General features: G+C 62.8%; 24 protein-coding genes and 2 pseudogenes. 8 read left to right on the top strand and 18 right to left on the bottom strand.

Annotation, left to right across the window (positions count from 1 at the left end; translation table 11 throughout):
• Positions 1–24 precede the first annotated feature (24 nt).
• A complete protein-coding gene (locus C9383_RS24415) occupies positions 25–921 on the bottom strand; it encodes a helix-turn-helix domain-containing protein (RefSeq protein ID WP_090370395.1) in 897 nt (298 codons plus the stop codon).
• 139 nt (positions 922–1,060) lie between these two features.
• Here C9383_RS24415 and C9383_RS24410 point away from each other — a divergent pair, with 139 nt between their 5' ends.
• The 5 genes from C9383_RS24410 to C9383_RS24390 all read left to right on the top strand — a co-directional run bounded on the left by C9383_RS24410 (position 1,061) and on the right by C9383_RS24390 (position 6,185).
• On the top strand, positions 1,061–2,419 hold the full coding sequence (locus C9383_RS24410) for a glutamine synthetase family protein (protein WP_090370397.1): 1,359 nt from the start codon (positions 1,061–1,063) through the stop codon (positions 2,417–2,419).
• A gap of 23 nt (positions 2,420–2,442) precedes the next feature.
• Complete coding sequence (locus tag C9383_RS24405; RefSeq protein WP_090370399.1) at positions 2,443–3,531, top strand: polyamine ABC transporter substrate-binding protein; 1,089 nt, start codon at positions 2,443–2,445, stop codon at positions 3,529–3,531.
• The gene (locus C9383_RS24400; RefSeq protein ID WP_090370401.1) at positions 3,528–4,826 is read left to right on the top strand and encodes an NAD(P)/FAD-dependent oxidoreductase; all 1,299 of its coding nucleotides are present in this window, start codon (positions 3,528–3,530) and stop codon (positions 4,824–4,826) included. Before C9383_RS24405 ends, C9383_RS24400 begins: the two co-directional genes overlap by 4 nt.
• A gap of 120 nt (positions 4,827–4,946) precedes the next feature.
• A complete protein-coding gene (locus C9383_RS24395; protein WP_090370403.1) occupies positions 4,947–5,744 on the top strand; it encodes an SDR family NAD(P)-dependent oxidoreductase in 798 nt (265 codons plus the stop codon).
• A gap of 24 nt (positions 5,745–5,768) precedes the next feature.
• On the top strand, positions 5,769–6,185 hold the full coding sequence (locus C9383_RS24390) for an SRPBCC family protein (protein ID WP_090370405.1): 417 nt from the start codon (positions 5,769–5,771) through the stop codon (positions 6,183–6,185).
• Here C9383_RS24390 and C9383_RS24385 read toward each other — a convergent pair.
• Both C9383_RS24385 and C9383_RS24380 read right to left on the bottom strand, forming a co-directional pair.
• Positions 6,169–6,675, bottom strand: coding sequence for a P-loop nucleotide/nucleoside kinase family protein (locus tag C9383_RS24385; RefSeq protein ID WP_090370408.1), 507 nt, complete (start codon positions 6,673–6,675; stop codon positions 6,169–6,171). The genes C9383_RS24390 and C9383_RS24385 overlap by 17 nt on opposite strands.
• A gap of 42 nt (positions 6,676–6,717) precedes the next feature.
• Positions 6,718–7,752, bottom strand: coding sequence for an alginate lyase family protein (locus tag C9383_RS24380; protein WP_090370409.1), 1,035 nt, complete (start codon positions 7,750–7,752; stop codon positions 6,718–6,720).
• Between the two features lie 118 nt (positions 7,753–7,870).
• Between C9383_RS24380 and dapF the strand changes: the two genes are divergently transcribed.
• Positions 7,871–8,674, top strand: coding sequence for a diaminopimelate epimerase (dapF, locus tag C9383_RS24375; RefSeq protein ID WP_090370411.1), 804 nt, complete (start codon positions 7,871–7,873; stop codon positions 8,672–8,674).
• On the opposite strand, the gene C9383_RS24370 is transcribed toward dapF, so the two are convergent.
• Both C9383_RS24370 and C9383_RS24365 read right to left on the bottom strand, forming a co-directional pair.
• Positions 8,662–9,804, bottom strand: coding sequence for a PAS domain-containing sensor histidine kinase (locus C9383_RS24370; RefSeq protein WP_090370413.1), 1,143 nt, complete (start codon positions 9,802–9,804; stop codon positions 8,662–8,664). The genes dapF and C9383_RS24370 overlap by 13 nt on opposite strands.
• Positions 9,794–10,609, bottom strand: a complete 816-nt coding sequence (locus C9383_RS24365; RefSeq protein WP_090370415.1) for an alpha/beta fold hydrolase — start codon at positions 10,607–10,609, stop codon at positions 9,794–9,796. The genes C9383_RS24370 and C9383_RS24365 overlap by 11 nt, the downstream gene beginning before the upstream one ends.
• A gap of 130 nt (positions 10,610–10,739) precedes the next feature.
• Between C9383_RS24365 and C9383_RS24360 the strand changes: the two genes are divergently transcribed.
• Positions 10,740–11,948, top strand: coding sequence for a TPM domain-containing protein (locus C9383_RS24360; protein WP_090370416.1), 1,209 nt, complete (start codon positions 10,740–10,742; stop codon positions 11,946–11,948).
• A gap of 36 nt (positions 11,949–11,984) precedes the next feature.
• Positions 11,985–12,518, top strand: a complete 534-nt coding sequence (locus C9383_RS24355) for a GNAT family N-acetyltransferase (protein WP_090370419.1) — start codon at positions 11,985–11,987, stop codon at positions 12,516–12,518.
• On the opposite strand, the gene C9383_RS24350 is transcribed toward C9383_RS24355, so the two are convergent.
• The 13 genes and pseudogenes from C9383_RS24350 to oxdA all read right to left on the bottom strand — a co-directional run bounded on the left by C9383_RS24350 (position 12,505) and on the right by oxdA (position 24,519).
• Entirely contained in the window at positions 12,505–12,930 is a 426-nt protein-coding gene (locus C9383_RS24350; RefSeq protein ID WP_090370421.1) for a GNAT family N-acetyltransferase, read from the bottom strand. The genes C9383_RS24355 and C9383_RS24350 overlap by 14 nt on opposite strands.
• Before the next feature lie 63 nt (positions 12,931–12,993).
• On the bottom strand, positions 12,994–13,488 hold the full coding sequence (locus C9383_RS24345; protein ID WP_090370423.1) for a GNAT family N-acetyltransferase: 495 nt from the start codon (positions 13,486–13,488) through the stop codon (positions 12,994–12,996).
• A 387-nt stretch (positions 13,489–13,875) separates the two neighbouring features.
• Positions 13,876–14,439: a TetR/AcrR family transcriptional regulator gene (locus tag C9383_RS24340; protein ID WP_090372384.1), complete on the bottom strand. Its 564-nt coding sequence runs from the start codon at positions 14,437–14,439 to the stop codon at positions 13,876–13,878.
• Between the two features lie 22 nt (positions 14,440–14,461).
• Positions 14,462–16,102, bottom strand: coding sequence for an AMP-binding protein (locus tag C9383_RS24335; RefSeq protein ID WP_090370425.1), 1,641 nt, complete (start codon positions 16,100–16,102; stop codon positions 14,462–14,464).
• Between the two features lie 77 nt (positions 16,103–16,179).
• A pseudogene (locus C9383_RS28765) lies at positions 16,180–16,434 on the bottom strand (methyl-accepting chemotaxis protein); the annotation flags it as partial.
• A gap of 30 nt (positions 16,435–16,464) precedes the next feature.
• A pseudogene (locus C9383_RS28760) lies at positions 16,465–17,127 on the bottom strand (PAS domain-containing protein); the annotation flags it as partial.
• Positions 17,128–17,480: 353 nt separating this feature from the next.
• Positions 17,481–18,725: a GTP-binding protein gene (locus C9383_RS24325; RefSeq protein ID WP_090370429.1), complete on the bottom strand. Its 1,245-nt coding sequence runs from the start codon at positions 18,723–18,725 to the stop codon at positions 17,481–17,483.
• On the bottom strand, positions 18,722–19,384 hold the full coding sequence (gene nthB, locus C9383_RS24320) for a nitrile hydratase subunit beta (RefSeq protein ID WP_090370431.1): 663 nt from the start codon (positions 19,382–19,384) through the stop codon (positions 18,722–18,724). Before nthB ends, C9383_RS24325 begins: the two co-directional genes overlap by 4 nt.
• A 41-nt stretch (positions 19,385–19,425) precedes the next feature.
• Positions 19,426–20,028 (bottom strand): nitrile hydratase subunit alpha, encoded by a 603-nt coding sequence (gene nthA / locus C9383_RS24315; RefSeq protein WP_060752482.1) that lies wholly within the window; start codon positions 20,026–20,028, stop codon positions 19,426–19,428.
• Positions 20,029–20,109: 81 nt separating this feature from the next.
• Positions 20,110–21,624, bottom strand: a complete 1,515-nt coding sequence (locus C9383_RS24310; RefSeq protein ID WP_090370433.1) for an amidase — start codon at positions 21,622–21,624, stop codon at positions 20,110–20,112.
• 234 nt (positions 21,625–21,858) lie between these two features.
• Positions 21,859–22,383: a group I truncated hemoglobin gene (locus C9383_RS24305; RefSeq protein WP_090370434.1), complete on the bottom strand. Its 525-nt coding sequence runs from the start codon at positions 22,381–22,383 to the stop codon at positions 21,859–21,861.
• Positions 22,384–22,506: 123 nt separating this feature from the next.
• Positions 22,507–23,373: a transporter gene (locus C9383_RS24300; RefSeq protein ID WP_090370436.1), complete on the bottom strand. Its 867-nt coding sequence runs from the start codon at positions 23,371–23,373 to the stop codon at positions 22,507–22,509.
• 87 nt (positions 23,374–23,460) lie between these two features.
• Positions 23,461–24,519, bottom strand: coding sequence for an aliphatic aldoxime dehydratase (gene oxdA / locus C9383_RS24295; RefSeq protein ID WP_090370438.1), 1,059 nt, complete (start codon positions 24,517–24,519; stop codon positions 23,461–23,463).
• Between the last annotated feature and the right edge of the window lie 64 nt (positions 24,520–24,583).

The following is a 24,583-nucleotide window of genomic DNA, read 5'->3' as shown; positions in this document are numbered from 1 at the left end:
GGAGCGAGCAAGCTCGCTCCAGTTTCAACCGTGACGCTTGAGGGTTTCGCTGGGCAATTCCTTGAACAGGGCACGGTAGCTGTTGGAAAACCGCCCCAAATGCCAGAACGACCAGTTCATTGCCACTTGGGCCACGGTCGTTCCCGGCGAGTTCAACAACTCCCGCCGTGCGCCATTCAAGCGGCGCAGGCGCAACCACTGCGCCGGGCTCATCCCGGTGTAGGTCTTGAAGCCCTGCTGCAACTGACGCAGCGGCACCCCCGCAATCTGCGCCAGTTCCAGCAGGTTCACGGTTTCATCCGGCGCATCCGCCGCCCAAGCGCCGATGCGCGCCATCAACTGACGTTCGGCGCTGCGACGTTGCAATGAACTGTCGTCCAGGCACACGCAGGCGTTGTCCAGAATGAACAGGCAGTCATCGAGCAGTTGCTGGGTGAGGGCGTCGCGACTGATCGGGTCGCTGACGGCGGACAAGCGCGTCAGGGTGCCGCTGAGCCAGCGGGTGAAGAGCGCGTTTTGCCGGCAGGTCAGCGGCGCCATGAACAAACCGTCCAGCTTCGCCACGTCCAACCCTTGGCGCTGCACGAACTGCGGGCCGAATACCACGGCCACCTCACGGTAGTTTTCCGGGGTGATCCAGGTGTTGCGGCTTTCGCCATTGAGCATGTAAAGCGCGTTGTCGCTGCCGTCGAAACAGAACGCCAGCGAGCCCGGCGGTGCATTGAAATGCTGTTCCACGCGAGTGTTCATGCACTCTTCGTACACCTGCACACCTTGCAGGTCGAGGTAGCGGACCTGCCCGGCAAAGTGCCCCGGTGACATCTGCTGGTACTGCTGCACCCAGCCGGGTGTTGCATTGCATTGAGCGGCCACATCACCGGTGGTGAAGGCCTGTACGCGCAAAGCGGTTGCCTGTGTCATGAATGACCTTGGCGCACTCTATTGGTGCGTTATGGTTCGTGCAAAGTGGATAGATGCCTGTTGGAGGCTGGCCCAAGATAGACCTCAATGCGCCGAGAGTACAAGCCGGCGTGTGTATCCCACCCATGACGAGGTCCTTATGAACGCCCCCTTCGATCAGCTGTCCGCCTGGCTGAAAGAACACAAGATTACCGAAGTCGAATGCGTGATCAGTGATTTGACTGGCATCGCACGCGGCAAGATTGCGCCCACCAACAAGTTCCTGCATGAGCGAGGCATGCGCCTGCCGGAAAGTGTGTTGCTGCAAACGGTGACCGGGGACTTCGTCGACGACGATATCTACTACGACCTGCTCGACCCGGCCGACATCGACATGGTGTGCCGGCCGGTATCCAACGCGACCTATGTGGTGCCCTGGGCCATAGAGCCCACCGCGATCGTGATCCACGACACCTTCGACAAGCAGGGCAACCCCATCGAGCTGTCGCCGCGCAACGTCCTGAAGAAGGTATTGCAGCTCTACACCGAGCGCGGCTGGCAGCCGATTGTCGCGCCGGAAATGGAGTTCTACCTGACCCAGCGTTGCGAAGACCCGGACCTGCCGCTGAAAACCCCGGTGGGCCGCTCCGGGCGCGCCGAAACCGGCCGCCAGTCGTTTTCCATCGACGCCGCCAACGAGTTCGACCCGTTGTTCGAAGACGTCTACGACTGGTGCGAAGCCCAGGGCCTGGACCTCGATACGCTGATCCACGAAGACGGCCCGGCACAGATGGAAATCAACTTCCGTCATGGTGACGCCCTTGACCTGGCCGACCAGATCACCGTGTTCAAGCGCACCCTGCGTGAAGCCGCACTCAAGCACAACGTCGCCGCCACCTTCATGGCCAAACCGGTGGCCGACGAGCCGGGCAGCGCCATGCACCTGCACCAGAGCGTGGTGGACATCGCCACCGGCAAACCGGTGTTCGTCGATGGCGACGGCAAGATGAGCGCCTTGTTCCTGCACCACATCGGCGGCTTGCAGAAGTACATCCCCAAGTTGCTGCCGATGTTTGCGCCCAACGTGAACTCGTTCCGGCGCTTTTTGCCGGACACCTCGGCGCCGGTCAACGTCGAGTGGGGTGAAGAAAACCGTACCGTCGGCCTGCGCGTGCCCACCTCCAGCCCCGACGCCATGCGCGTGGAAAACCGCCTGCCCGGTGCCGATGCCAACCCTTACCTGGCGATTGCCGCGAGCTTGCTGTGCGGCTACCTGGGCATGGTCGAACAGATCGAGCCGAGTGCACCGGTTGAAGGGCGTGCCTACGAGCGTCGCAACCTGCGCTTGCCGTTCACCCTCGAAGACGCGCTGGCGCGGATGGAGGATTGCGACACGGTCAAGCACTACCTGGGCGACAAGTTCGTGCGGGGCTACGTCGCGGTCAAGCGCGCCGAGCACGAGAATTTCAAGCGCGTGATCAGTTCCTGGGAGCGTGAGTTCCTGTTGTTGAGCGTCTAAAAAACCAAAAAAGGGGTGTCGATATGCGTCTTGTGAAAAAGCTTCTCCCGCTGGCCCTGGTAGCCGCCTTCAGCAGCACCAGCCAGGCGGCGCAAACGGTGAGTGTCTACAACTGGACCGATTACATCGGCGACACCACCTTGGCGGATTTCCAGGCCAAGACCGGGATAAAAGTGATCTACGACGTATTCGACTCCAACGAAACCCTGGAGGGCAAACTGCTGGCCGGGCGCACCGGCTATGACGTGGTGGTGCCGTCCAACCACTTCCTGGCGCGGCAGGTGAAAGCGGGGGCGTTCCTCAAGCTCGACCGTGCGCAGTTGCCCAACTTCAAGAACCTGGACCCCAAGTTGCTCGCGCTGCTCGAGAAAAATGACCCGGGCAACGCGCACTCGGTGCCGTACCTGTGGGGCACCAACGGCATCGGCTATAACGTCGACAAGGTCAAGCAGGTGCTGGGCATCGACCATATCGACTCGTGGGCGGTGCTGTTCGAGCCGGAAAACATCAAGAAGCTCAACCAGTGCGGCGTGGCCTTCCTCGATTCGGCGGACGAGCTGTTCCCGGCGATCCTCAACTACATGGGCAAGGACCCCCGCAGCGAGAACCCCAAGGATTACCAGGAGGCGGAAGCCAAGCTGCTGACACTGCGGCCGTATATCACTTACTTCCATTCCTCCAAGTACATCTCGGACCTGGCCAACGGTGACATCTGCGTGGCGTTCGGGTATTCCGGCGACGTGTTCCAGGCCGCCAACCGTGCCAAGGAAGCCAAGAACGGGGTGAACATCGCCTATTCGATCCCCAAGGAAGGCTCCAACCTGTGGTTCGACCTGCTGGCCATTCCCGCCGACGCCGGCAACGTCAAAGAAGCCCACGCCTTCATCAACTACCTGCTGGACCCCGAGGTGATCGCCAAGGTCAGTGCCTCGGTGGGGTATGCCAACGCCAACCCCGCGGCCAAGCCGTTCATGGCCCCGGAACTGGTGAACAACCCTGAGGTTTACCCGCCCCAGGCAGTGCTCGACAAACTCTATATTTCCACCACGCCAACCCCGGCGACCATGCGCCTGATGACCCGCGCCTGGAGCAAAGTGAAGACCAACAAATGATGCAGTCCAGTGAGCACGCCCGCTCCTATTACCGGGCGACGGCCAATGCCATGCCTGAGCGTGCGGTATTGGACGCGGATCTTGACGCCGATGTCTGTGTGATCGGCGGTGGCTTCACCGGCGTCAATACCGCCATCGAGCTGGCCCAGCGCGGGCTTTCGGTGATCCTGCTGGAGGCCCGGCGCATCGGTTGGGGCGCCAGCGGGCGCAATGGCGGGCAGTTGATTCGCGGCATCGGCCACGATGTCTCGGGGTTCGCCAAGTACATCGGCGAGGAGGGCGTGGCGTACCTGGAGCGCGCCGGCATCGATTCGGTGGCGCTGGTCGGCGAGCGGATCCGTGAGCACGGCATCGACTGCGACCTGCGCTGGGGCTTTTGCGAATTGGCCAACACCCCGGCGCAGTTCGCTGCATTCACGCGTGAGCAGGAACACCTGGCGCAGTTGGGGTACACCCCCGAAACGCGCTTGGTGCCACGCCACGCGATGGCGCAGGTGGTGGACTCCACGGTGTATGCCGGTGGCCTGGTGGACATGGGCTCCGGGCATCTGCACCCGCTCAATCTGGTGCTGGGCGAAGCCCGCGTCGCCGAGGCCCTCGGGGTGCGGATTTTCGAGCACAGCCCGGTGCTGGAGCTGATCCACGGCGACAGGGTACAGGTGCGTTGCGCCAGCGGCACGGTGCGCGCCGGCCACCTGGTGCTGGCGTGCAATGCCCACCTGGAGGAGCTGGAACCGTGCCTGAGCGGCAAGGTGTTGCCGGCGGGCAGTTACATCATCGCGACCGAACCGTTGAGCGAAACGCAGGCCAGGCAACTGATCCCGCAAAACCTTGCGCTGTGCGACCAGAAAATCGGCCTGGATTACTACCGCCTTTCAGCTGACCGCCGCCTGTTGTTCGGGGGCGCGTGTCATTATTCGGGACGCGACCCGGCCGACATCGCGGCCTATATGCAACCGAAGATGCTCAAGGTGTTCCCGCAGTTGGCCAACACCGCCATCGAGTTCCAGTGGGGCGGCAAGATCGGCATTACCGCCAATCGCTTTCCCCAGGTCGGGCGGTTGCAGCAGTACCCCAACGTGTTCTATGCCCAGGGCTATTCCGGGCATGGGCTCAACGTGACCCACTGGTGCGCGCGCTTGCTGGCCGAAGGCATTCATGCCGGGCAGAGCCGGGGCCTGGACCTGTTCAGTCGCGTGCCGCACATGACCTTCCCCGGTGGCAAGCTGTTGCGATCACCGTTGTTAGCCCTGGGCATGCTCGGCTTGCGTTTGCGCGGGCTTGTCGCTGGCTAGACCTTGAAGGACTCAAGTTGGTCGCAGTATGTCTTGGACGGTCCGATCTTTGCCGTCTAGGATCTTTTCAACGGTCATGACGACCCTGAGACTGGTTGATTCAACGTGAGGATTTCGATGATGAATATTGATGTGAGTGGCAAAGTCGCCATCGTCAGCGGCAGCACCGCCGGGATCGGCCTGGGCATCGGCCGCGCCCTGGCGCAGTCCGGCGCCACCGTAGTGGTGATCGGGCGAGAGGCGGGCAAGGTGGATGCGGCGCTGGCGAGCATTCGCCAGGACGTGCCGGGAGCGGACCTGCGTGGCGTGGTCGCCGACCTCGGCACCCTGGAGGGCGCAGAAAAACTGTTCGCCGCCGAGCCGCGTGCCGACATCCTGGTCAACAACCTGGGCATCTTCAATGATGTGGACTTCTTCGACGCGCCCGACAGCGAGTGGGCGCGTTTCTACGAGGTCAACGTGATCTCCGGCGTGCGCCTGGCGCGGCATTATGTGCCGGGCATGGTGACGCAGGGCTGGGGCCGGGTGATCTTCGTGTCTTCGGAGTCCGGCATTGCGATCCCGGCCGACATGATCAACTACGGCGTGACCAAAAGTGCCAACCTGGCGGTGTCCCATGGTTTGGCCAAACGCCTGGCGGGCACCGGTGTGACGGTCAACGCGATCCTGCCGGGACCGACCTTTACCGATGGCCTGGAGCAGATGCTCACGGACGCCACGGCCAAATCCGGACGCAGTGCCCGGGATGAAGCGGATGTGTTTGTGCAAAACGCCCGGCCGACGTCGATCATCCAGCGCGCAGCCAATGTGGATGAAGTGGCGAACCTGGTGGCGTACATTGCTTCACCGCTGTCGTCGGCCACCACTGGTGCGGCGTTGCGGGTCGATGGTGGTGTCGTCGACAGCATGGCGATCTGATTTTTCTGGAATGGAGTATGACCCGTGGCAACTGCAGCTTCTGTGATTGAAATACCGGCATCGGCCGATGAAGTCTGGCAATTGGTCGGCGGCTTCGATGCGCTGCCCGAGTGGCTGCCCTTGATCGTCAAGAGCGAAACCCGCGAAGGCGGCCGTGTGCGGCATCTGCAAGCGGCCGATGGCGGTGTAGTGGTCGAGCGTCTGCAGACGTTCGACAACGTGGCGCGCACCTACAGCTACACCATCGAACAGTCGCCGTTCCCGGTGTCGGCGTACCTCGCGACCTTGCAGGTTGAAGCCTTGACCGACACGTCGGCTAAGGCGACCTGGTCCGGCGTGTTCACTCCGGCGGCCGGCACCACGGATGAGCAGGTTGAAGCGCTGTTCGCCGGCGTCTACCGCGGCGGGCTTGAGGCGTTGCGGGCTAACTTCCCCGGCTGAGCCGTTCGAGGATCAGCGCCAGTGACTGGTCCGGCGTGACGTTCGCGGTGTCGAGCGTCAACGTCGGCTCGGTCCAGGCGACGTACTCGTGGGCCGCAACGGCCTGCCAGGTCGGCGGCGTCAGCCCTGGGATATCGCCTGTGCGGGTTTCCACGCGGCGTTGGTGTTCCTGGCGATCCGAGCAGGTCACTTGGATATTCATCAGCTCGACGCTCGCTGTCGTCGCCACGGCGCGCCAGGCTTGCCGGCTTTCTTCGACGGGGTTTACGCAGTCGGCGACCACCCCAAGCCCCAAGCGCAAGTTGCTCAGGGCCAGCGCATTCGCCACGTGGTAGCCGCTGGCCCCCACCTCGCCGGCCAATACGGCCGCCTCGCGCAGCGCCTGCTCGATCACATCGATACGTAAGTAAACCGCACCCAGCCGGCGTGCCAGTTCCCGGGCAATGGTGGTCTTGCCGGTGCCGGGCAGGCCGCTGAAGACAATAAGCATGGTCGATCCTTCGAAGAGTGGGCGCAGCCAGTCTAGCGGTGTCTACTTCAAATAGCAGGCGCTGATCCAGTCCGCCGGGTGCTCGGCCAATTGTTTGGCCACCGGCAGGTAACGGCTGTCCAGTTGTGCCGCCAACCAGAACAGCGTGGCGCTGCTCTTGGGTTGCCAGGTGCCGCTGTAGCCGGTTTCGCCGACGTTGGCGCGGTCTTTGTCGAATTGCACATGGGTGTGCACGAACTCCTGGTGGCTGCGCTGGCCGTTGGCATAGGGCACCAGCCAGTCCAGCGCAGCCCCCAGGGAAGCGCCGTTGGCGCTGAGCTTCAACCAGTCGCCGCCGATGCCGTAGGGTTTCGCCGCCAGTGCGGCCTGCACCAGCGGTTCGAGGTCGTAGACCACGTAATGCAGGGCGTCGCGGTCCTGGAAGTCGGTCACCGAACCATCGGGCAGGACATTGTCGGCGATCTGCTGTTTAAACAGTTGCAGCGCCTGCTCCAGCATCGGCCGATCACCCAGTGCGGCGGCGGCAACGGTCACCAGCTTGACGCGATGGCTCTGCCAGTTATTGGTCTGGGTGCCTTTCTTCGCGCCGTGAAATTGCTGGATCTGCGCGATGTAGCCGTTGCCCAGGCGTTGGATCAAGCGACGGCTGGCGTCGCGGGTCTCCAGCCGCAGGTGGTCGGCGGTGAGCGCGTAGGCGCTGATCAGCATGTCGAGGTTGGTTTCGTCGATGGGGTTGAAGTCCGGTTGATACACGTCGGCCCAGGCCGCCAGGTCGTTATCGACTTGCTTGAGGTAGCGCGGGTCGCCACTCATGCGCCAGGCCAGCGCGGCCTGGCGCATGATCGGCCAGTCCTTTTCGGCGGCGATGCTCTGCTCGCGGATACCCTGGTTGGGCAAGGTCCCTTCGGTATGCACACGGGGCAGCGGGTTGGGCGTGTCGCCCAAGTGCCGTTGCGCCGCCGCCAGCAACACCTTGGCATTCGGGCTGGTGGCGACCGGCTGGCAAAGAGTGGCCGCGATGGCCCCCTGGGACAACACGGCGAGTGCCGCAATTAAGGCGAGTCGGTTGGTTTTCATGAAAAGCTCGGCTGGGCTGGAACGCGACCACGCTAGCATGGGGCTGGACCGGGTTTGATGAAACTCCCCTCGACTCAGTATGCTGGCGTTCACCGCCCGCTCGCCCACAGGACTGTCCATGCCCTTGCCGTTCGTGAAAATGCACGCCCATGGCGATGATTTCATCATCATCGACCGTCGCGGCCAGGACGACCTGATCACCGCGCAAATCGCCCGTCGCCTGGGCAACCGTCACACCGGCATCGGTTTCAACCAACTGGCCGTAGTGCTCGACTGCGCGGACGCCGCTGCGCGCGTCAAGTTCTGGAACCCCAACGGCACGCCGCTGGCCACTTGCGGCAGCGCCACCCGTGGGGTGGCCGACCGCCTGATGCATGAAACCGGCACGCAGTCGGTGGTGTTGCGCACCGACCGCGGCCTGCTTACCTGTACGCGTGCGCCGGGGCGGCAGGTGGCGGTGAACATGGGCCCGCCGTCGCTGGGCTGGGCTGACGTGCCGCTGGCCGAGGCGATGGACACCGGCGCCTTGGCCATCGACGGCGCGCCGGCGGCGTGCAGCATGGGCAACCCGCACTGCACGTATTTTGTTGACGACGTCGCCGCCATCGACGTGGCGGCGCTGGGCCCGGCGCTGGAGGTTCACCCATGGTTCCCCGCCAAAACCAACGTGCATTTCGTGCAGGTACTGGACCGCCGCCACATCCGCCTGCGCATCTGGGAGCGCGGCGGCGGCGTGCCGCTGGGTTCCGGTTCGTGCTGCTGCGCGGCGGTGGTCAACGGGATCCGCCGCGGTTTACTGGATGACACGGTGGCCGTGCAGTGCGACGGCGGCACCGTCACCGTGCAGTGGGACGGGCAGGGCGGGGTGATATTGACCGGCAGCGTCGAGCCGATCATGCAGGGCAGTGCCTACGGGCTTTGAAACGTCACGGTAAAGGTCGTGCCGTCGGCCGCATCGGAGTTCACCGCCACATCCCCGCCATGCACCTTGGCCAGCTCGCGCACGATGTACAGGCCCAGGCCCACGCTGCGTACGTCGCTGCCTTGGTCGGTGCCCCGGGTCATGGGTTCGAACAGCCCCGCCAACAGTGCTTTGGGAATCGCCGCGCCGTGGTTGTGCACCGCCACTTCGCAGCCGCCGTCACCCAGGCGTGAGGTAATGGTGATCGGCTGTTGCAGGTCGCCGTACGCCACGCTATTGGCCACCAGGTTGCCGATGATCTGTTGCACCCGGTCGGCGTCCAGGCAGGCATTGCCCTGGCCTTCGGCTCGATGTTCCAGCGTGGCCTTGGGGAACGCCACGCGCAACTCATCCACGGCGTGGCGAATCACCGCATGCAAGTCCAGCGTCGCGGTCTTGATGGTGATGCCCTGGCCGACCCGGGCCTGGGTGAAGTCCAACAGGTCGGCGATCATGCGCTGGGCGCGCTCGGACGATTGGCTGATATGCCCGAGCAGTTGTTGCTCCCGGGCTGTGCGTTCGCCACGGCTGAGAAAGTCGGACGCCATGCGGATCGCGGTCAGCGGGTTTTTCAGGTCGTGGCTGACGATCGCCACCATCTGCTCGGCAAACAACGCACGGCGCTGTGAAATCGCATAGGCCTCGTGCAGTTCAGCCTGGGCCTGTTGCAACGCGACTTCGGCGGCGGTTTTTTCCTGCACGAGGGCTTCGGCTAGGTGACGTGCGTTGAGCAATTCGCGCTCGTACTTGTCGCGGTCGGTGGTGCCGAACAGCGCCAGGTCGTAGACCGCACCTTCGGGCACCTCGCGCTTGATACCGTTGAGCAGCACGGTCACTTTGTGCCCGTCGCGGTGCAGGATGTCGAGCTTCACTTCGGTGATGCGGCCATGCATGCGCAGCATGGGTGCCAAGTGGGTCTGGTGGAAAATCCGCCCGCCCATGGTCAGCAGATCCTGGAAACGGCGGCCGCCTAACTCGTCTGGGTCGAACCCCAGCCAGTCGCCGAAGCGAGCATTGGCTCGCACAATCGTGCCGTCTTCAGCGGTGACGGCCAGCGCGCAGGCGGCGTTGTCGAACAGCTCAGACAGCATCTGTGGTCGCCCAGGGGGCCAGGAAGGCGTCCATTGCCGCTGCGCAGGCCAGCGGCGTACTCATGTGCGGGCAATGGCCGACGTTGTCGACCAGGCAGTAGGTGCTGTCGGGCAGCACGCTGTGCAAGTATTCGCCCACGGCGACCGGGGCGATCAGGTCATCGCTCGATTGCAGGATCAGCACCGGCACGTTCAGGCCGAGCACGTCCTCGCGGTTGTCCGAGAGGAAGGTGACACGCGCGAACTGCTTGGCGATGTCCGGCTCGGTGCGGCAGAAACTTTCGGTCAGCTCCGTGCTGAGCGCTGGTTGGCCCGGCGCGCCCATGATCACCGGCGCCATGGCGCTCGACCAGCCGAGGTAGTTGCTGTCGAGGGTGTCGAGCAGGTCATCGATATCACTGCGCTTGAAGCCGCCCACGTAGGTATCGGTGTCGATATAGCGCGGCGAGGGGCCGATCATCACATGGGCGGCGATGCCTCCGGGCGCCAGGCGGTCGGCCAGGGTGCCGATCATCGCGCTGACCGAATGGCCCACCAGAATCACCGGGCCCTGGGCGTAAGCATCGATAATTTCGTTGAGGTCGCGGGCGTAGCCATCCAACACGCTGTATTTGTGTTTGTCGAAGGCGCCCAGGTCCGACAGGCCGGCCCCGACGAGGTCGTACAGGACCACGCGGAAACGCTCCAGGAAATGCGGCGCCAGGTAGTTCCACATCGCCTGGTTGCAACCAAAACCATGGGAGAACACCAGCGTCGCGCAGCCGTTGCCCATCACGTGGATATTGTTGCGGTGGCGGAGGTCCATGGATGAGTTCTCGATTATGGCCTAGTGCTATAGCTCTAGGAGTTTAGAGAGTCGCGCCCTCTGGGTCACGCCTTATAGCGCCGATAAGGTAGAGTCGGCAGCTTCAGGAAGAAACTTCAGGTAACAAAACATGCTGGTGATTTTGCGGCAATCCGTTGTGAGCCTCGTGGCACTGCTGCTCGTGGGCCTGCTCAGCCTGGCCCGGGCCGACACATCGCCCATCGGCGTGGCTCTTGACCAGCGGGTGATTGACCTCACCAACACCCTCGACGCGGGCACTACCGCCGGTCTGAAACAACAACTGGCGGCCCTCGAACAGCGCAAAGGCGCACAAATGGCGGTACTGCTGGTGCCCACCACCGGCGGCTCTAGCATCGAGGATTACGCCAACCAACTGTTCCGCGCCTGGAAGCTGGGGCGCAAGGACGTCAACGACGGCATCCTGCTGGTGGTGGCCAAGGATGATCGCAAAGTGCGCATCGAGGTCGGTTACGGGCTGGAAGGTACGGTGACCGACCTGCTGGCCCATCGCATCATCGAGGAACATATCACCCCGGCGTTTCGCCAGGGCGACTATGCGGGCGGCGTGCAACAGGCGGTCAATGACCTGACCGTGCTGGTGGACGGCGGCGACTTGCCCAAAGTCGCAGGGCCCGGCTTGAACCCCCAAGCGCTGGCGATAGCGCTCGCGTTTATCCTGGGGGCGGTTGGCGGTGTATTGATGGCTGCCGGCAAGCTGCGCTGGCGCAAGGCATTGCTGGCAGCGGTGGTGCTGACCCTGCTGCTGAGCTTTTTGGCCGGTGGCCGGGAGTGGTGGGCGAACCTGTTCATCCTGCCGCTGACCATGCTGATCGGCGGCGCCACGTTCGGCGCGTTATGGATGGCGCGCCCGGTGTTTTACGGCGTGGTGGGGTTGCTGGCCTACATCATTGGCCTGCTGGTGGTGGACCACTGGTATCTCGACGTCAACTTTATCCATTGGCTCGCATTGCCGCTGGGCGCACTGGCGGTACTGGGGGCCTACCTGGTGCTGTGGATGGTCATGAGAAGCGCCTGGAACACCAGCCGTGTCGGATTTGCCATACGGCTGTGCGCGGCGGTGGCGGTGTATGTGGCAGCAGGGCTGATCGCCGACGCCGGGCGTCACGGGTGGCTGATGGCGTTTCCGATTGCGTCGTTCGTGGCCTTGTTCATTTTTGCCAAGACCACTGGCGGCTCGGGCTCCGGTTCGAGCGGCTCAAGCGGTTCGGGTTCCAGCAGCTCCAGTTCCAGCTCCAGCAGCAGTTCGTCCGGGGGCGGCGGTTCCAGCGGCGGCGGTGGGGCATCGGGCAGTTGGTAAGATTTTAATCCTCATCCATTTGAATAAGGACACTCGATGCCAGCCATTACCCTTCGTCCCGCCACCACCGAGGATGCCCTGTGCATCGGTGTGCTGGGCATGCAGGTGTTTCTCGACACCTACGCGACCCAAGGTATCCGAAGCTCGATTGCCAATGAGGCACTGCAAGCGTTCGCCCCGGATGCAATCACGGCGCTGATGGCCGAGCCCGGCATTGCGCTGCTTGTCGCCGAAGCCGACCGGCACCTGGTTGGCTTCGCCCAGATCAGACTCGACACGCGCCACCCGATGATCGAGGCGCCGGACGTTGCCGAGTTGCAGCGTCTGTACATTCAGGAGCGCTTCACCGGCCAGGGCGTCGGTTATCGGTTGTTGCAAGCGGCAGAGCAGTGTGCCGCGCAAGCAGGCGCTTCACTGTTGTGGGCGACGGTGTGGGATGGCAACGAGCGTGCGCTGGGTTTTTACCCGCGGCGTGGGTATGTGGCGCTGGGCGCGCCGACCTACACCTTCCAGGGGGAGACCCATGGCAATCGGTTGTTTGGCAAACGCCTGGGTGTCACAGCGGCTTAGACAGAAACACCCGACAGCTGCCCGCAGGCTCACACGGGATCTCACCAAACCGCAGCCAGCCGTGTTTCTCATAAAACCCCGGTGCCTGGAAACTGAGGGTGTACAGCACCGCATGCGCGCAACCACGGCGGCGGGCTTCGTCTTCAAAGGCTTGCAGCAATCGGCTGCCAAGGCCCGAACCGCGTAGCGACTCGGGCAGGTGGAACAGGTCAAGAAAGGCCATGCCCAGGCTGGTCTTGCCGGTGATGCCGCCGAGAATTTGCTGAGTGTCGGGACACTTGAGCAATACCGTCAGCGGCAGGCGATCGTTCATGCCGGTAATGCCTTCATTGAATGCGGCCAGGCCGCTACCGAGGATGCCCTCGGCTGCGGGGTTGGGTTGGTCACCGATTTCAATTAGGGGCGTGGTCATGGCGGTTTCTCGGTTGTGTTATGCGCGTTGCCTTTGCTTGCCTACTTGAACCCGTAGTACACCTCAGTCAAAAATCATCACCATCTCATGCCACGCCATACCGCCGTGATCCGATGGGGAAGGCTGCACATAGCGGTAGCCCATGCGGCTGTACAGCGGCACATGTTGCTCTTTGCACATCAGGTGAATGGTCTGCTTGCCCAGCGCCCGCATGCGCTGCACGAACTCGGTCATCAGCAGTCTGGAATAGCCTTTGCCCTGATGGGCCGGGTCGACCACCACCGACATGATCACCACATTCGGCGCTTGCGGCGAATGGCCTACCAGCTCCTTGAACGCCTCGTCCGACATCACCACCTCATGGGCGCAGCCAGAGTTGATGAAACCCACCACGACGCCATCGGCTTGCAGGATCAAAAAACCTTGCGGGTACTGGGCGATGCGCGTGGCGATCTTCTCCAGGGTGGCGGCTTCGTCACCTTCGTAGGCGCTGGATTCGATCTCAAAGCAACGCGCGGCGTCGGCAGGCAGGGCGTTGCGGAAGGTGAGGGCGGGCATGGTGATTCCTGAGGCGTTGAGCGAAAGGCCACATCATAAAGAAACATCTGAAATCTGGCATTGTTGTAGTGAGCGGGCTTGCCCTAATGCCGGTCAGTTAAGCGATAAAGCGGGCGATGAATAAATTGTGGGAGGAGGCTTGCTCCCGATAGGCCGCGCAGCGGCCTCAAAAATGGGCCTGCTAAGCAGTCCATCGGGAGCAAGCCCCCTCCCACAGTGACCGCGTTAATCCTTAACTGACTGGCATTAGGGCTTGCCCCGCGCTGGGTGGCGCAGCCGCCCCAAATCCAGTCACTGCGATCTTCCTGAAACACCACGGCGTCCTTGTCGGGGCGGCTCTGCCACCCGGCGCGGGGCAAGCCCGCTCACTACAACCGAGAACGAGCTTCAGGGCAGCGACTTGATAGCGCGCACTACCGCAACGGCGATGGTCTTCGTAATGATTCTGCGCTGGGAATCCTCGATCATCGGGCTCAACCATGTAGGCAGGCTGTTGAGCATTGGCAACAGGGTGGTGAGTGCACTGTTGCGCAAGGCGCCGCAGGGTTCAGGGCCTGGCTGTGCGACCAGGCCCAGTATCTTGGCTTCATAGGCTGCTCTCAGCCCTCGTACGCAGTCTTCCATCGGCGCGCTCAGGCAGTTGGCGTCCATGACCGCCAGCTTGAAGTGCGCGCCCATGGTTTCATGCAATTGAAGATGGCCTTCGATGAGTGTCGTCAGGCGTTGCGCCGGCGTCAGTCGTTGCTTGGTGACCAGCTCGACGTGCGCCAGCAACGCCTGATACAGCTCCATCAACCACTCGAACAGCAGCGCTTCCTTGCTCTCCACATGGTGATAGATCGCGCCGGGACTTATGCCGATGTGCGCGGCCAGTTCACGCATGCTGACCTGGCTGAAACTGCGCTCCTTGAACACCTCCAGCGCCCGGCGCTGGAACTCCGAGCGGCTCAGCACGCCAGCCTCCACCGCCGGGTCATGTGGCGAGTGCCTGCTGCTTGGCGATTTCCTGGTTGCGCAGGATGAATCGCTGCAATTTGCCGCTGGGGGTCTTGGGCAGTTGCTCGACGAATTCGATTTCCCGAGGGTACGCATGCGCGGCCAGGCGCTGTCGGACATGCAGGCGCAGCACCTCAGCCAACTCGACGCTGGGCAGGTACTCACGGTTCAACACGATAAACGCCATGATCAGCTCAGTACGTTGCGGGTCGGGTTTGCCGATGACGGCAGCCTCAACCACGGCCGGGTGTTCGATGAGAGCACTCTCCACATCAAACGGCCCGACGCGATAGCCCGAGGTGGTGATCACGTCGTCGTTGCGGCCGACGAAGCTGATACTGCCGTCGTCATTGAGCTCAACGATATCGCCGCTCAAGTAATAACGCCCGACAAACGCCTGGGTCGGCATGCCGAAGTATCCATTGAACCAGCACAGGGGCGAGCGCTCGCGGTCCACCGCCAACACGCCAGGCTGGCCGGCCGGCAGTTCCCGGTGCTGAGGATCGAGCACGACAATCCGATGGCCCGGCATCGCGTAACCGGCTGAGCCCTCACGAACAGGGTGCTGCAACCCATGGTGATTGCACAGCACCATGCCGATTTCGGTCTGGCCGTAATGATCATGGATGACCACGCCGGCCTGTTCGGCAAACCAACGGATGACTTGTGGGTTGAGCGGCTCGCCGGCGCTGCTGACCACACGCAGCTGACCCCGCGCAGCGTCGGCGAACTCCGCGCCCGCCGCGATCAGCAAGCGATAGGCCGTAGGCGAGCCGGCCAGGTTGCTGATCGCGTATTTTTTGATGATCCGGCAGGTGGTGTCCACCGAGAAAGCGCCGTCATAGAACAGCGTGGCGTGGCCGCACGCCAAAGGGCCGGTGACCGCGTAATACAAGCCATAGGCCCAACCCGGGTCGGCCAGGTTCCAGAAACGGTCGTCTTCGCGCAGATCGATCGCTTCACGCATGTAGCCCTTGAAGGCCAGGATGGCGCTCAAGGGCACCTCCAGCGGTTTGGCCGGCCCCGTGGTTCCGGAGGTGCACATCAGCAAAAACGGTGCGCTGGCGTCCAGCAATTGCGGTGTGCATTGCGTCGAGTACTGATCCAGCGTACGCCAGAAGTCGTAATCGCTCGGATGCGCCGGGGCACCGTCGGTCACGATGATGGGCGGGCAGTCGCTGACATCATCCAGCTTGGGGCGGTTGAGGGCATCGGTCACGATCCAGCGTGCCTTCGAGCAACCCAACCGCTGCTCGATGGCCTTGGGACCGAAGGCGGTAAAGAGCGGCTGGTAGACCGCGCCGATACGCCAGGTCCCCAGAATGGCGATCAACAATTCAACCGTGCGCGGCATCAGGCCCGAGACACGATCTCCCGGTTGGACGCCTTGCTCGCGCAGGAAATTGCCGAAGCGCGCCGCGTGGTCCTGCAGTTCGCGGAAGGTGTGGCGCGTGGCGCGGCCATCCCGCGTTTCGCAATACAACGCGACGGCATCGCCCTCGGCGTGCCGGTCGCAACATTCGATACAGGCATTCAAGGCATTCAGCTCGCCGTGCAAATCCCGGGCGGCCAATTGTAGAAAGTCGAAAGAGTTCACTGCTGAGGTGTAATCGCGCATAACGCACCCGATTGTTATTGTTGGAATAGGTTGTGTGCCCACGCCTGCCGCGTGGGCTGTTCATCTGATCAGTTGTGCATCATCTCGGCGGCTTGCTGGGTTGCCTGGCTGGTACGGGTGGCGAGTTTGCGCACTTCATCGGCGACCACCGCAAACCCGCGCCCGGCATCGCCGGCGCGCGCCGCCTCAATGGCGGCGTTCAACGCCAGCAGGTTGGTCTGGCTGGCAATGCCCTGGATGGTGGCGACAATCTGCGTGAGCTTGTTGAGGGTGTCCTGCATCACCCGATGCTGTTGTGCCTGCGCCTCGCGCATCGTGCTTTCTTCATGGCGGGCGTGGATATCGGTGATCGCGCCGACCACCCGCTGCGGGGAGCCGTCCTGCGCACGGCGTGTTTGCCCGCGGCCACGGAACCAGCGGTAAGCGCCGTTCTGGTGTTTGAGACGATAGTCCACGTCGAAAGGGGTCTTGCCGCTACGGTCTTCAACATGGGCGACAAACGCTGCAATGGCCCGCGCGCTGTCCTCGGGGTGCAAGCGCGAGGTCCAGCTTTCCAGGGTGTTGGGGAACTCCTCGACGGTGTTGCAGCCCAGCAGCCGGCGCATTTGTGACGACCACCAAATGGTGTTTTTCGGGTTCGCCGGGTCGCCGGCCACCACCTCGATATCCCACAGCCCGTCATGCAGCATCTCCCGGGCAATATCGAAGCGGGTGGCCGCAAGCTCAAGGCCCTCGTGATGCAGGTGCTGCTCGTGAATATCACGCACGCTGCCGCCGATGGCCAGCGCCATGCCTTGTGCGTCACGTCGCGCTACTCCGCTGACCCGGCACCAGCGATAGTCGCCGTCGCCGGCAGGCTTCATGCGCACGTCCAACGCAAACGGCGTGCGCCCACTGCGATCGGCCAGATGCCGGGTGAGCGCATCCAGATGCACTGGCTGGTCTGCCGGGTGCAACTGGTCGCTCCATCGGCTCAGTTGATCAACCCCCTGAACCTGGATCGACGTCGGTCCCGCCCACTGCATGGCAGAGGTCGGCGCGGGGGCTGGGGTGCCCTGCAGTTCCAGGGCCCAGAACAGTTCATCCGCGCCTTGGCTGACCAGGTCCCAGTACGCCTCATGTTGGCGCGTCTGTTGGTTACGATCGGCCAGGTGTGCTTCCAATTGGGCGACTTGCGCAGCCAGCGCACGTGCCTGGGCCTTCAGGGTTTGCCGCTCCTGCAGCAGGTGGTCGACGCCGGTCAGCAGGCGGCGCAGTAATGGGTTGTTCGACGACACGGGCGCGCTGGCCTGGTCAGGTTGCTCCAACCTGTCGGCGAGCGGCGCCAAGACCCAGCGGGCGGTGCGGCTGAAAAAAAGCATAAACACCTCTAGCTCGGTTAAATGGAAGCCGTCGGGCTGGCCGACAAGGCACGGGTGTCAAAGGTCGTCGCCCCCGGTAGGGCGGGCCAGGCCGCCGGGCCCGCGGCGATTTCCTCGGGGCTGAGCAGGCAATGGTCGAGTTCGCGCTGCAACGCCTGGGTATCGAGGTCCTGGCCGATAAAGACCAGCTCCTGCCGACAGTCGCCGACCACGCCGTCCCACTTGGCCATGATGCCTTGCAAGCGGTATTCGTCCTTTGGCCATTGCGACGGCGCTATGAAGCTCCACCAATGCCCCACATAGTCCCACTGGAATTGCTTGCCGCTGTGCACCAGCAAGCCGGTTTCCAGGTGTCGGCTGGCAAGCCAGAAGTAACCTTTGCTGCGCAACAGGCGCCCGTTGCTCCAGGGACGCTTGAGAAAGTCGAGCAAGCGCTGGGGGTGAAACGGTGCGCGCTCGCGGTACACCCAGGAGGTCACGCCGTAGGTGTCCGACTCGGACGCCGTTGCGCTGTCAGGCTCCAGCTTGCGCATCCAGCCCGGCGCTGCGGCAAGGCTGGGTAAATCGAACAGACGGGTGTCGAGGATGCTGGCCAACCTGACGTTGCCCTGGGTCATCGGCAGGATCCGCGCGGTCGGGTTGAGGCCCGCAAGGATTGCCCGCACGGCCTGGTAAGCCGGCTCGTCGATCAGGTCCAGCTTGTTGACGAGGATCACGTTGGCGTACTCCACCTGCTCAATCAGCAGGTCCGCCAGCGGGCGCCTGGGCGCGTCTGCCTGTGCGTCGTCGCGGGCGACGCTGTCCGGTGACTCCAGCAATGCTTGAAAACGGCTGCCGTCGACCACCGTCACCAAGGTATCGAGCCGCGCCAGTTCGCTGAGGCTGAAGCCTTCGGCGTCAAGAAAGGCGAACGTCTCCGCGACCGGCATCGGCTCCGAGATCCCGGTGGATTCGATCAGCAGGTAATCGAAGCGCTGTTGACGCGCCAGCGCGCTGATCTGTTCGAGCAGATCGGCGCGCAGCGTGCAGCAGATACAACCATTGCTCATCTCGATCAACTCATCGCGGCCACGGTGCAGCGACACATCGCGCTGCACCTCTGCGGCATCGATGTTGATCTCGCTCATGTCATTGACGATGACCGCGACTCTCAGGCCCTCGCGGTTGCGCAGGATGTGGTTGAGCAGGGTGGTCTTGCCGGCGCCGAGGAAGCCGGAAAGCACGGTCACCGGCAGTCGGCCCGCCTGGGCGCCGTCCATCACAGGTTCACCGCTGGACGGCCCTCGGCCGGGTCCAGGTAGCTTTCGAACAGGTCGACCACCACGAAACCTTCATCTGCCGCGTCGCCCCACAGGTCTTTGCTGTGGAACTCGACGTGATAGGTCGGCTGATGCGCCGCGCTGATATCGCCGTGACCGATGGCATCCGGGAAAGGCCATTTTTCCGAGGTGCGATGCAACACCACGCCCTGCTTGCCGCGTACGTAGGCCGGCATGCGGATATGCCCCGCCACATATTCGTCGCGCACCACCACCCGATCGCCGACCTCAAACGGTGCTCGCCCGGTGATCGCCGCACGGCCTTCTGCATGCGCCGGGTTCGCCAGCTTGAAGTGGCTACCCAGCGCCTGGTCGAGTTCGGCCTGGGTGAGCACGCCGGTTTCGACCAGCAGGGTAGCGGTCGCGATGACATAGCGTTCGTAGTACTGGGTGCCGACATGTTGGCGAACATCCAGGCGTTCGACAGCGTGACGCACTTCGTCCACGCTGAACTTCTTCAACTGATCGACACCGATAAACATCAAGCTGTAGGCCAGGTGTTCCCAGTCCTGCTTGAAGACCTTTTTGTAGTCCAGGCTATTGATGGTGTGAGGGACTTTGCCAAAGCCTTGGAAACCGCCGAGATCGTGGAAACCATCCATAATTGAAACTCCGGTAATTGAACGATGGGGCGTTGTTTGTCTCAATCAACGCGGGGCAGGGCGACGCCGATCAGCACGTCTTTGGTCACCAGGGCCTGAAGCTGCTCCTCGCTCATATGCTCGGTGCCTTCAGGCCGTACCGGCAGCACCAGGTAGCGGCTTTCGGCGCTGGTGTCCCAGACCTTGACCACCATGTCGCTCGGCAGCTCGGTGCCCAGCTCGCGCAGGACGGTGCGGCCCTCTCGGACCAGGCGCGCGCGGAACTCGAAGCCCTTGTACCACTCAGGCGGCAGGCCGAGCACAGGCCAGTTGGTGCAGGAACACAGGCTGCAGACAATCACGTTTTTCAGCTGGGGCGTGTCTTCCAGGGCGACGATGTATTCGCCCTGCGGGCCGGTGTAGCCAAACTGGGCGCAGGCGGCGGTGCCGTCCTTGAGCAACAGCGCCCGGAACTGCGGATCGACCCAGGCCTTGGCGACCACGCGGGCACCGTTTTCCGGGCTCCAGCCGTGCTCCATCAATTGCGTGAGCTGCTCGACGTAACCTTGTGGGATGAGCTCCTTGCTCTTGAGGACTTGAAACAATGCCCAGGCTCGTTCGCCGGGTGTCGAGGTGCTCGCAGAAGTGGGCGTAGATGGACTCATTGAGGTATCTCCTATCAGTCAACGCGGTTGTGGAGTGATTGAAACGTGCCGGTCGTTCTTATTGTTTTGCAGGGTTGAAACTCAGAGCGTGCGCCAGTCCACTGCGGCTTCGAACGCCGCCGCCGCCTGGTAGATGGTGCCTTCGGCGTAGTGCCTGGCGATCAGCATCAAGCCGACGGGCATGCCGTCCACCGAGCCGCACGGAATCGACATGGCGGGATGCCCGGTGATGTCCTGAGGCGCGGTGTTGCCGATCATTTCCAGGGCGCGCGCCACGTATTCGGTGATCGAGCAGTGCGCTGGCGGGTGCGGTTGGGCCGTGATGGGAGTGGTCGGCATCACCAGCAGGTCATAGGACTGCAATGCCTTGTCATAGCCTTGCCGGGCAAAGCGCGCCAGGTTCTGGGCCTTGGCGTAGTAACGCCCGTTGTAGTGCGTCAGGCCGTATTGACCGACGAACATGCAGAGCTTGAGAGATGCGGACAATTGGTCGGCCTGTTCGCGCCAGCCAGCTTGTTTGTCCAGCAGGCCGATGTCGTACAGGCCTTTCCAGTTAAAGCCGGCGCCGTTGCCATGCATCATCTGCATGGTCAGACCTTCGCAGCCGATGGGGTGCCACAGCGATCCCGCCAGGTTGTGTTCGGGAATGGACACCGGCTCGACCTGCGCGCCCAAGGCCTCGAGATGGGCGATGGCCTCGCGCACCTTGTCCGCCACACGCGGGTCTTGATTGGCCAGCGCGAACCCTTCCTGCACCACGCCGATTCTGAGCCCGCTCACGCCCCGCCCCAGGTAGCTGCCATAGTCATCGACCTGCGGCGCTGCCTGGCGTGGGTCGAGGCCATCGGAACCGGCCATGGCCTGCAGCATCAGCGCGTTGTCGCGCACGTTGGCGGTAATCGGGCCGACGTGATCGATGGTTGCTTCAATCGCCATGATGCCGGTGTAGGGCACCAGGCCATGGGTTGGCTTCATTCCGTAGGTTCCGCAGAAAGCCGACGGGATGCGGATGGAGCCGCCTTGGTCGCCGCCCACGGCGATGTCCACCTCACCGGCGGCGACCAAGGCAGCGCTGCCCGATGAGGAACCGCCAGCGGCATAACCGTGACGATGAGGGTTGTGCACCGGGGCTGGGTCAGAGGTGTGGCTGCCCCCCGAGAGGCAGTAGTGCTCGCAGGTGGCTTTGCCGAGGATGGTCGCGCCGGCATCGAGCAAACGCGTGACCACGGTGGCGTCGAACGAAGGGACAAAACCCTCCAATGGCGCGGCGCCGTTCATCATCGGGACGCCGGCCAGGGCGATGTTGTCTTTGAGAGCGACGGTCTTGCCCGCCAGCGTGCCTGAACTGGCGCCCATCACCTCCGTCTTGTAGTACCAGGCGTTGAGCGTGTTTTCAGTGTTCGAGGGGCGGTAACCCGCGCTGCGCTCGTAGCGCACCAGCGGTGTGAAATCGGGCAGATCATCGACCAGGTCGTACGCATCGAAACTGGGTTGCATGAGCGCCAGATATTCGCTGGCTTGTTCGCGTGTCAGCTGTATGTGCAGGCTGGTAGCGAGGTCCTGCAGTTGTTCGACAGTCGGGCGGATGATGGCCATGAGACGTCCTGTTTCCTGAAGTGGGCTGGCAAATGTCTGTGCACATGTCTCGCGGCGAGGTCCTGCAAAGGTGTCCGCGTGACTGGGGTCTGTGACTAAGCTATCTCTGGTGATCGAACGGCGCTTGGTTGAGCAAGACAGCCATTTGGTTGAAAGGGACGGGTGTGTCCCGTGAGCTTCAGCTGCCAGGGCGAACCCCGGCAGCAGGGCGTATGCCCTGAAGATCTAAACGGCTTATTTCCGGGGTTCAGGCGTTGCGTCTTGCGCAGATGACTTCTCGTGTTTGGGCCAGATAACGCCGACGCTTTTCATGCCCTTGGCGGGGTCCATTTCAGGGTGGGCGAGTACGACGTCCCGATAGGAGGGGCTACCTATCACCGCCGGCTTGAACTTGATGAGAAAGTCATTGACCTCTTTGCGCAGGTTCGCCGCCAGGTCGTAGTCGTTGTAGCACTCCTCGAGACAATCGAGCACGGCTTGCCAGTGCACCTCGGTAAGCCCCATGCCCCGATGCGCGGTGACCATGTCCCGCCCCCGGTATTTGGCGCTTCCGCCCCAGTGCTCGGAGAGGAAATCGACAAAATTGATGTGTTCCTTCTGGAACGTTGATTCGGACATATGGGCCCAGATGTGCCCGATGGCAGGGTGGCCCATTGTTTTTCTCAACACGGCGCCGGCGAACTGATAGATAACGTCGTAGCCCCCGAGTCGCGTGTAGAGGGAGGGCTGTTGTTCCAGGGCGGGTTGTTGGTCGGTCATGTGTGATTTCTCCGTTTCAGTGGGGACAATCTCATTGGCTACGGCTGGCGGGTTCACGTTAGATCTGCTCGCGCGCGCACGCTTGGCTGGTGAAGACAACCGTTTGATCCAGGCGGACAGGGGTCAGAAAACCCGTGCGTAACGCAGGTTCATGCGAAAGCTTTCCTTTGGCCCGTTCTCCACGGACAGGTCGCGGCCCAGTTGCAGCTGAAACTGGTCCTTGGCGGTGACGAACTTGGTGGCGGTGACGCGAAAGTTGGTGGTCTGCATCTTGTCGTCCTGGTTGACACCCGCGACCTGGGTTTCACCGCCCCAGTTGTGGCCAAAGCCAATGGCCAGCGCGGTGGTCGGGTCAGGCATGTAGCGGCCCATCAACTGGGTTTCGTAGGAAACGTCCTGCTCCCTGCGGGCGGAGTTGGCGCCGAAGTCGTTGTTGTCGCCATACCAAATGGCATCGCCTACGAGGTCGACGGCCCACTTTTCCGAGAAGTGCTTGATGTAGGCCGCCTGGAGGTCAACCTTCCAGCGGTTCTCGCCCAGGTTGAGCGCGTCGTTCTTGTCGTAGTTGCCGCTAGGCACATAGAGGTAAGCGGTGGCGCCGAGGACGTCTTTGGCATCGTTTAGCGTGTATTTGAGCGGCGCGGTGAGAATGAGGTCGCCCACGCCACTGGTGTTGCCCAAGGCGGAAGCGTCACCGCCGCTTGAGACATGGCCGAAGGGCAACAGGAGTTGTGGCGAGACGGTGAGTCGCTCGCTCAGCTGGTAGACGTGCAGCAGTCGCAGAATGCCAACGTCGGAAGTCAGGTTGAAATCGGAACTGATTTTGTGGCCTTGGGCATAGGCACTGTTCGTGGTGGAGTGCTGGTAGTAGAGCAGGCCAAGCGTTGCATCAGCGGGCAACTGCTCGTAGTCGCCAGGGGCTACCTCGACCGCGTGGGCGCAAAGGCTGGGGAGGAGGGCTGCAAGCGACAGGTAACGAAACTGTTTCATGGTCGAGGATCCTTTTTGCGGGCAAAAAGAGCCCCGCTATCGCCAGTCAGGCAAAGCGCAGGGCTAAAAGTGGAGTCAGGGCTGGCGTCAGGCGGGCGATACTTGCGCGTCGCGCAACATGCCGGTCTGCGGATGGCAGTTGATGTACTCGAAGATCTGGCTCTTGGCGTCCGATACCGATACTTCGTGGTACAGCCGCAACTTCTTCAAGCCCGCGGCCACGCGAAAGAAGGTCACGAAAATGCGCAGGTGGGTCGGGTGGGATTCGGCCCAGCGTTCGAGTTTCTCCACCGAGCGCCAGTGACCGATGTTGTAGCTGACGTCGAGAAAGTTGCCGTCCAGGTCGATATTGCGCACGAACCGGTTGCTGTAGCAGCCCAGCGGTTGGCCGTTGTCGCGCAGGAAGTCCATGCCGTCCTGCAAGGTCGGCAGGATTTCGTCGAGGTACAGCGAGCGCTCTTCAGCCTCGGCATCCGCCCAGTCCTGGCCGGAGCGGATCAGCGTGAGGTTGTCATGCCCCAGCACCACCACGCGCCCACCTTGGGCCGGGTCACCGGCGATCACTTGCAGCTCGCTCGTCGGCTTCATCCAGTCCGTCTGCGAGATGGGGAAGCGGTCGCGCATCGAACCCCAGTAACCGTGCTCTTCGATTTCGCCACTGATGTTATCCATGACCGCGCCGACACCGGGCAGGTTGTCCTGGAAGGCGTACAGCGTCTCGAACTGCTCGGCGCGCGGTGCGCTGATCTCGCGAAAATAGCCAAGGCCGTCGTTGAGCCTGTCCTCTGACGCCCACCAGGCGTTGACCGGTGCCGAGCGCAGCCAGCGGCAGTGAGCCGCCGGGTCCTTCCAGTAGCCGACCACAATCAGATTATCGAAGCCGCTGTTGTCGGTGTGGTGGGTCAAGTCATGGGTCTGCGGGCCATCGGCCAGGCTGAAACTTTCGACGATATGACGCATCGCCTGCAGCGCGGCTGCGCGCTGCGCTTCGCCGCGATACTGCACGCCGAAGTAAGCCATCACCACCTGTTCCAAATGCTCGTCGGCGCGTGCCACCCACATTGCAAAGGGCGGCTGGTACTCATCGGGGACGCGGCGAGACAGGGTGCGTGGGCATTTGAGATGTGTGTCGATTGCAGATTCCATGTTGGGCTCCTCGTTATTTTGGTTCAGGCCTACGGTTGGGCATCAGTACTTGGGCGGCTGGCCG

It is taken from the genome of Pseudomonas palleroniana, assembly GCF_003031675.1.
Classification (GTDB): domain Bacteria; phylum Pseudomonadota; class Gammaproteobacteria; order Pseudomonadales; family Pseudomonadaceae; genus Aquipseudomonas; species Aquipseudomonas palleroniana.
Note: the sequence above shows the minus strand (reverse complement) of the source record. Positions and strands in the feature narration are given on the sequence as shown.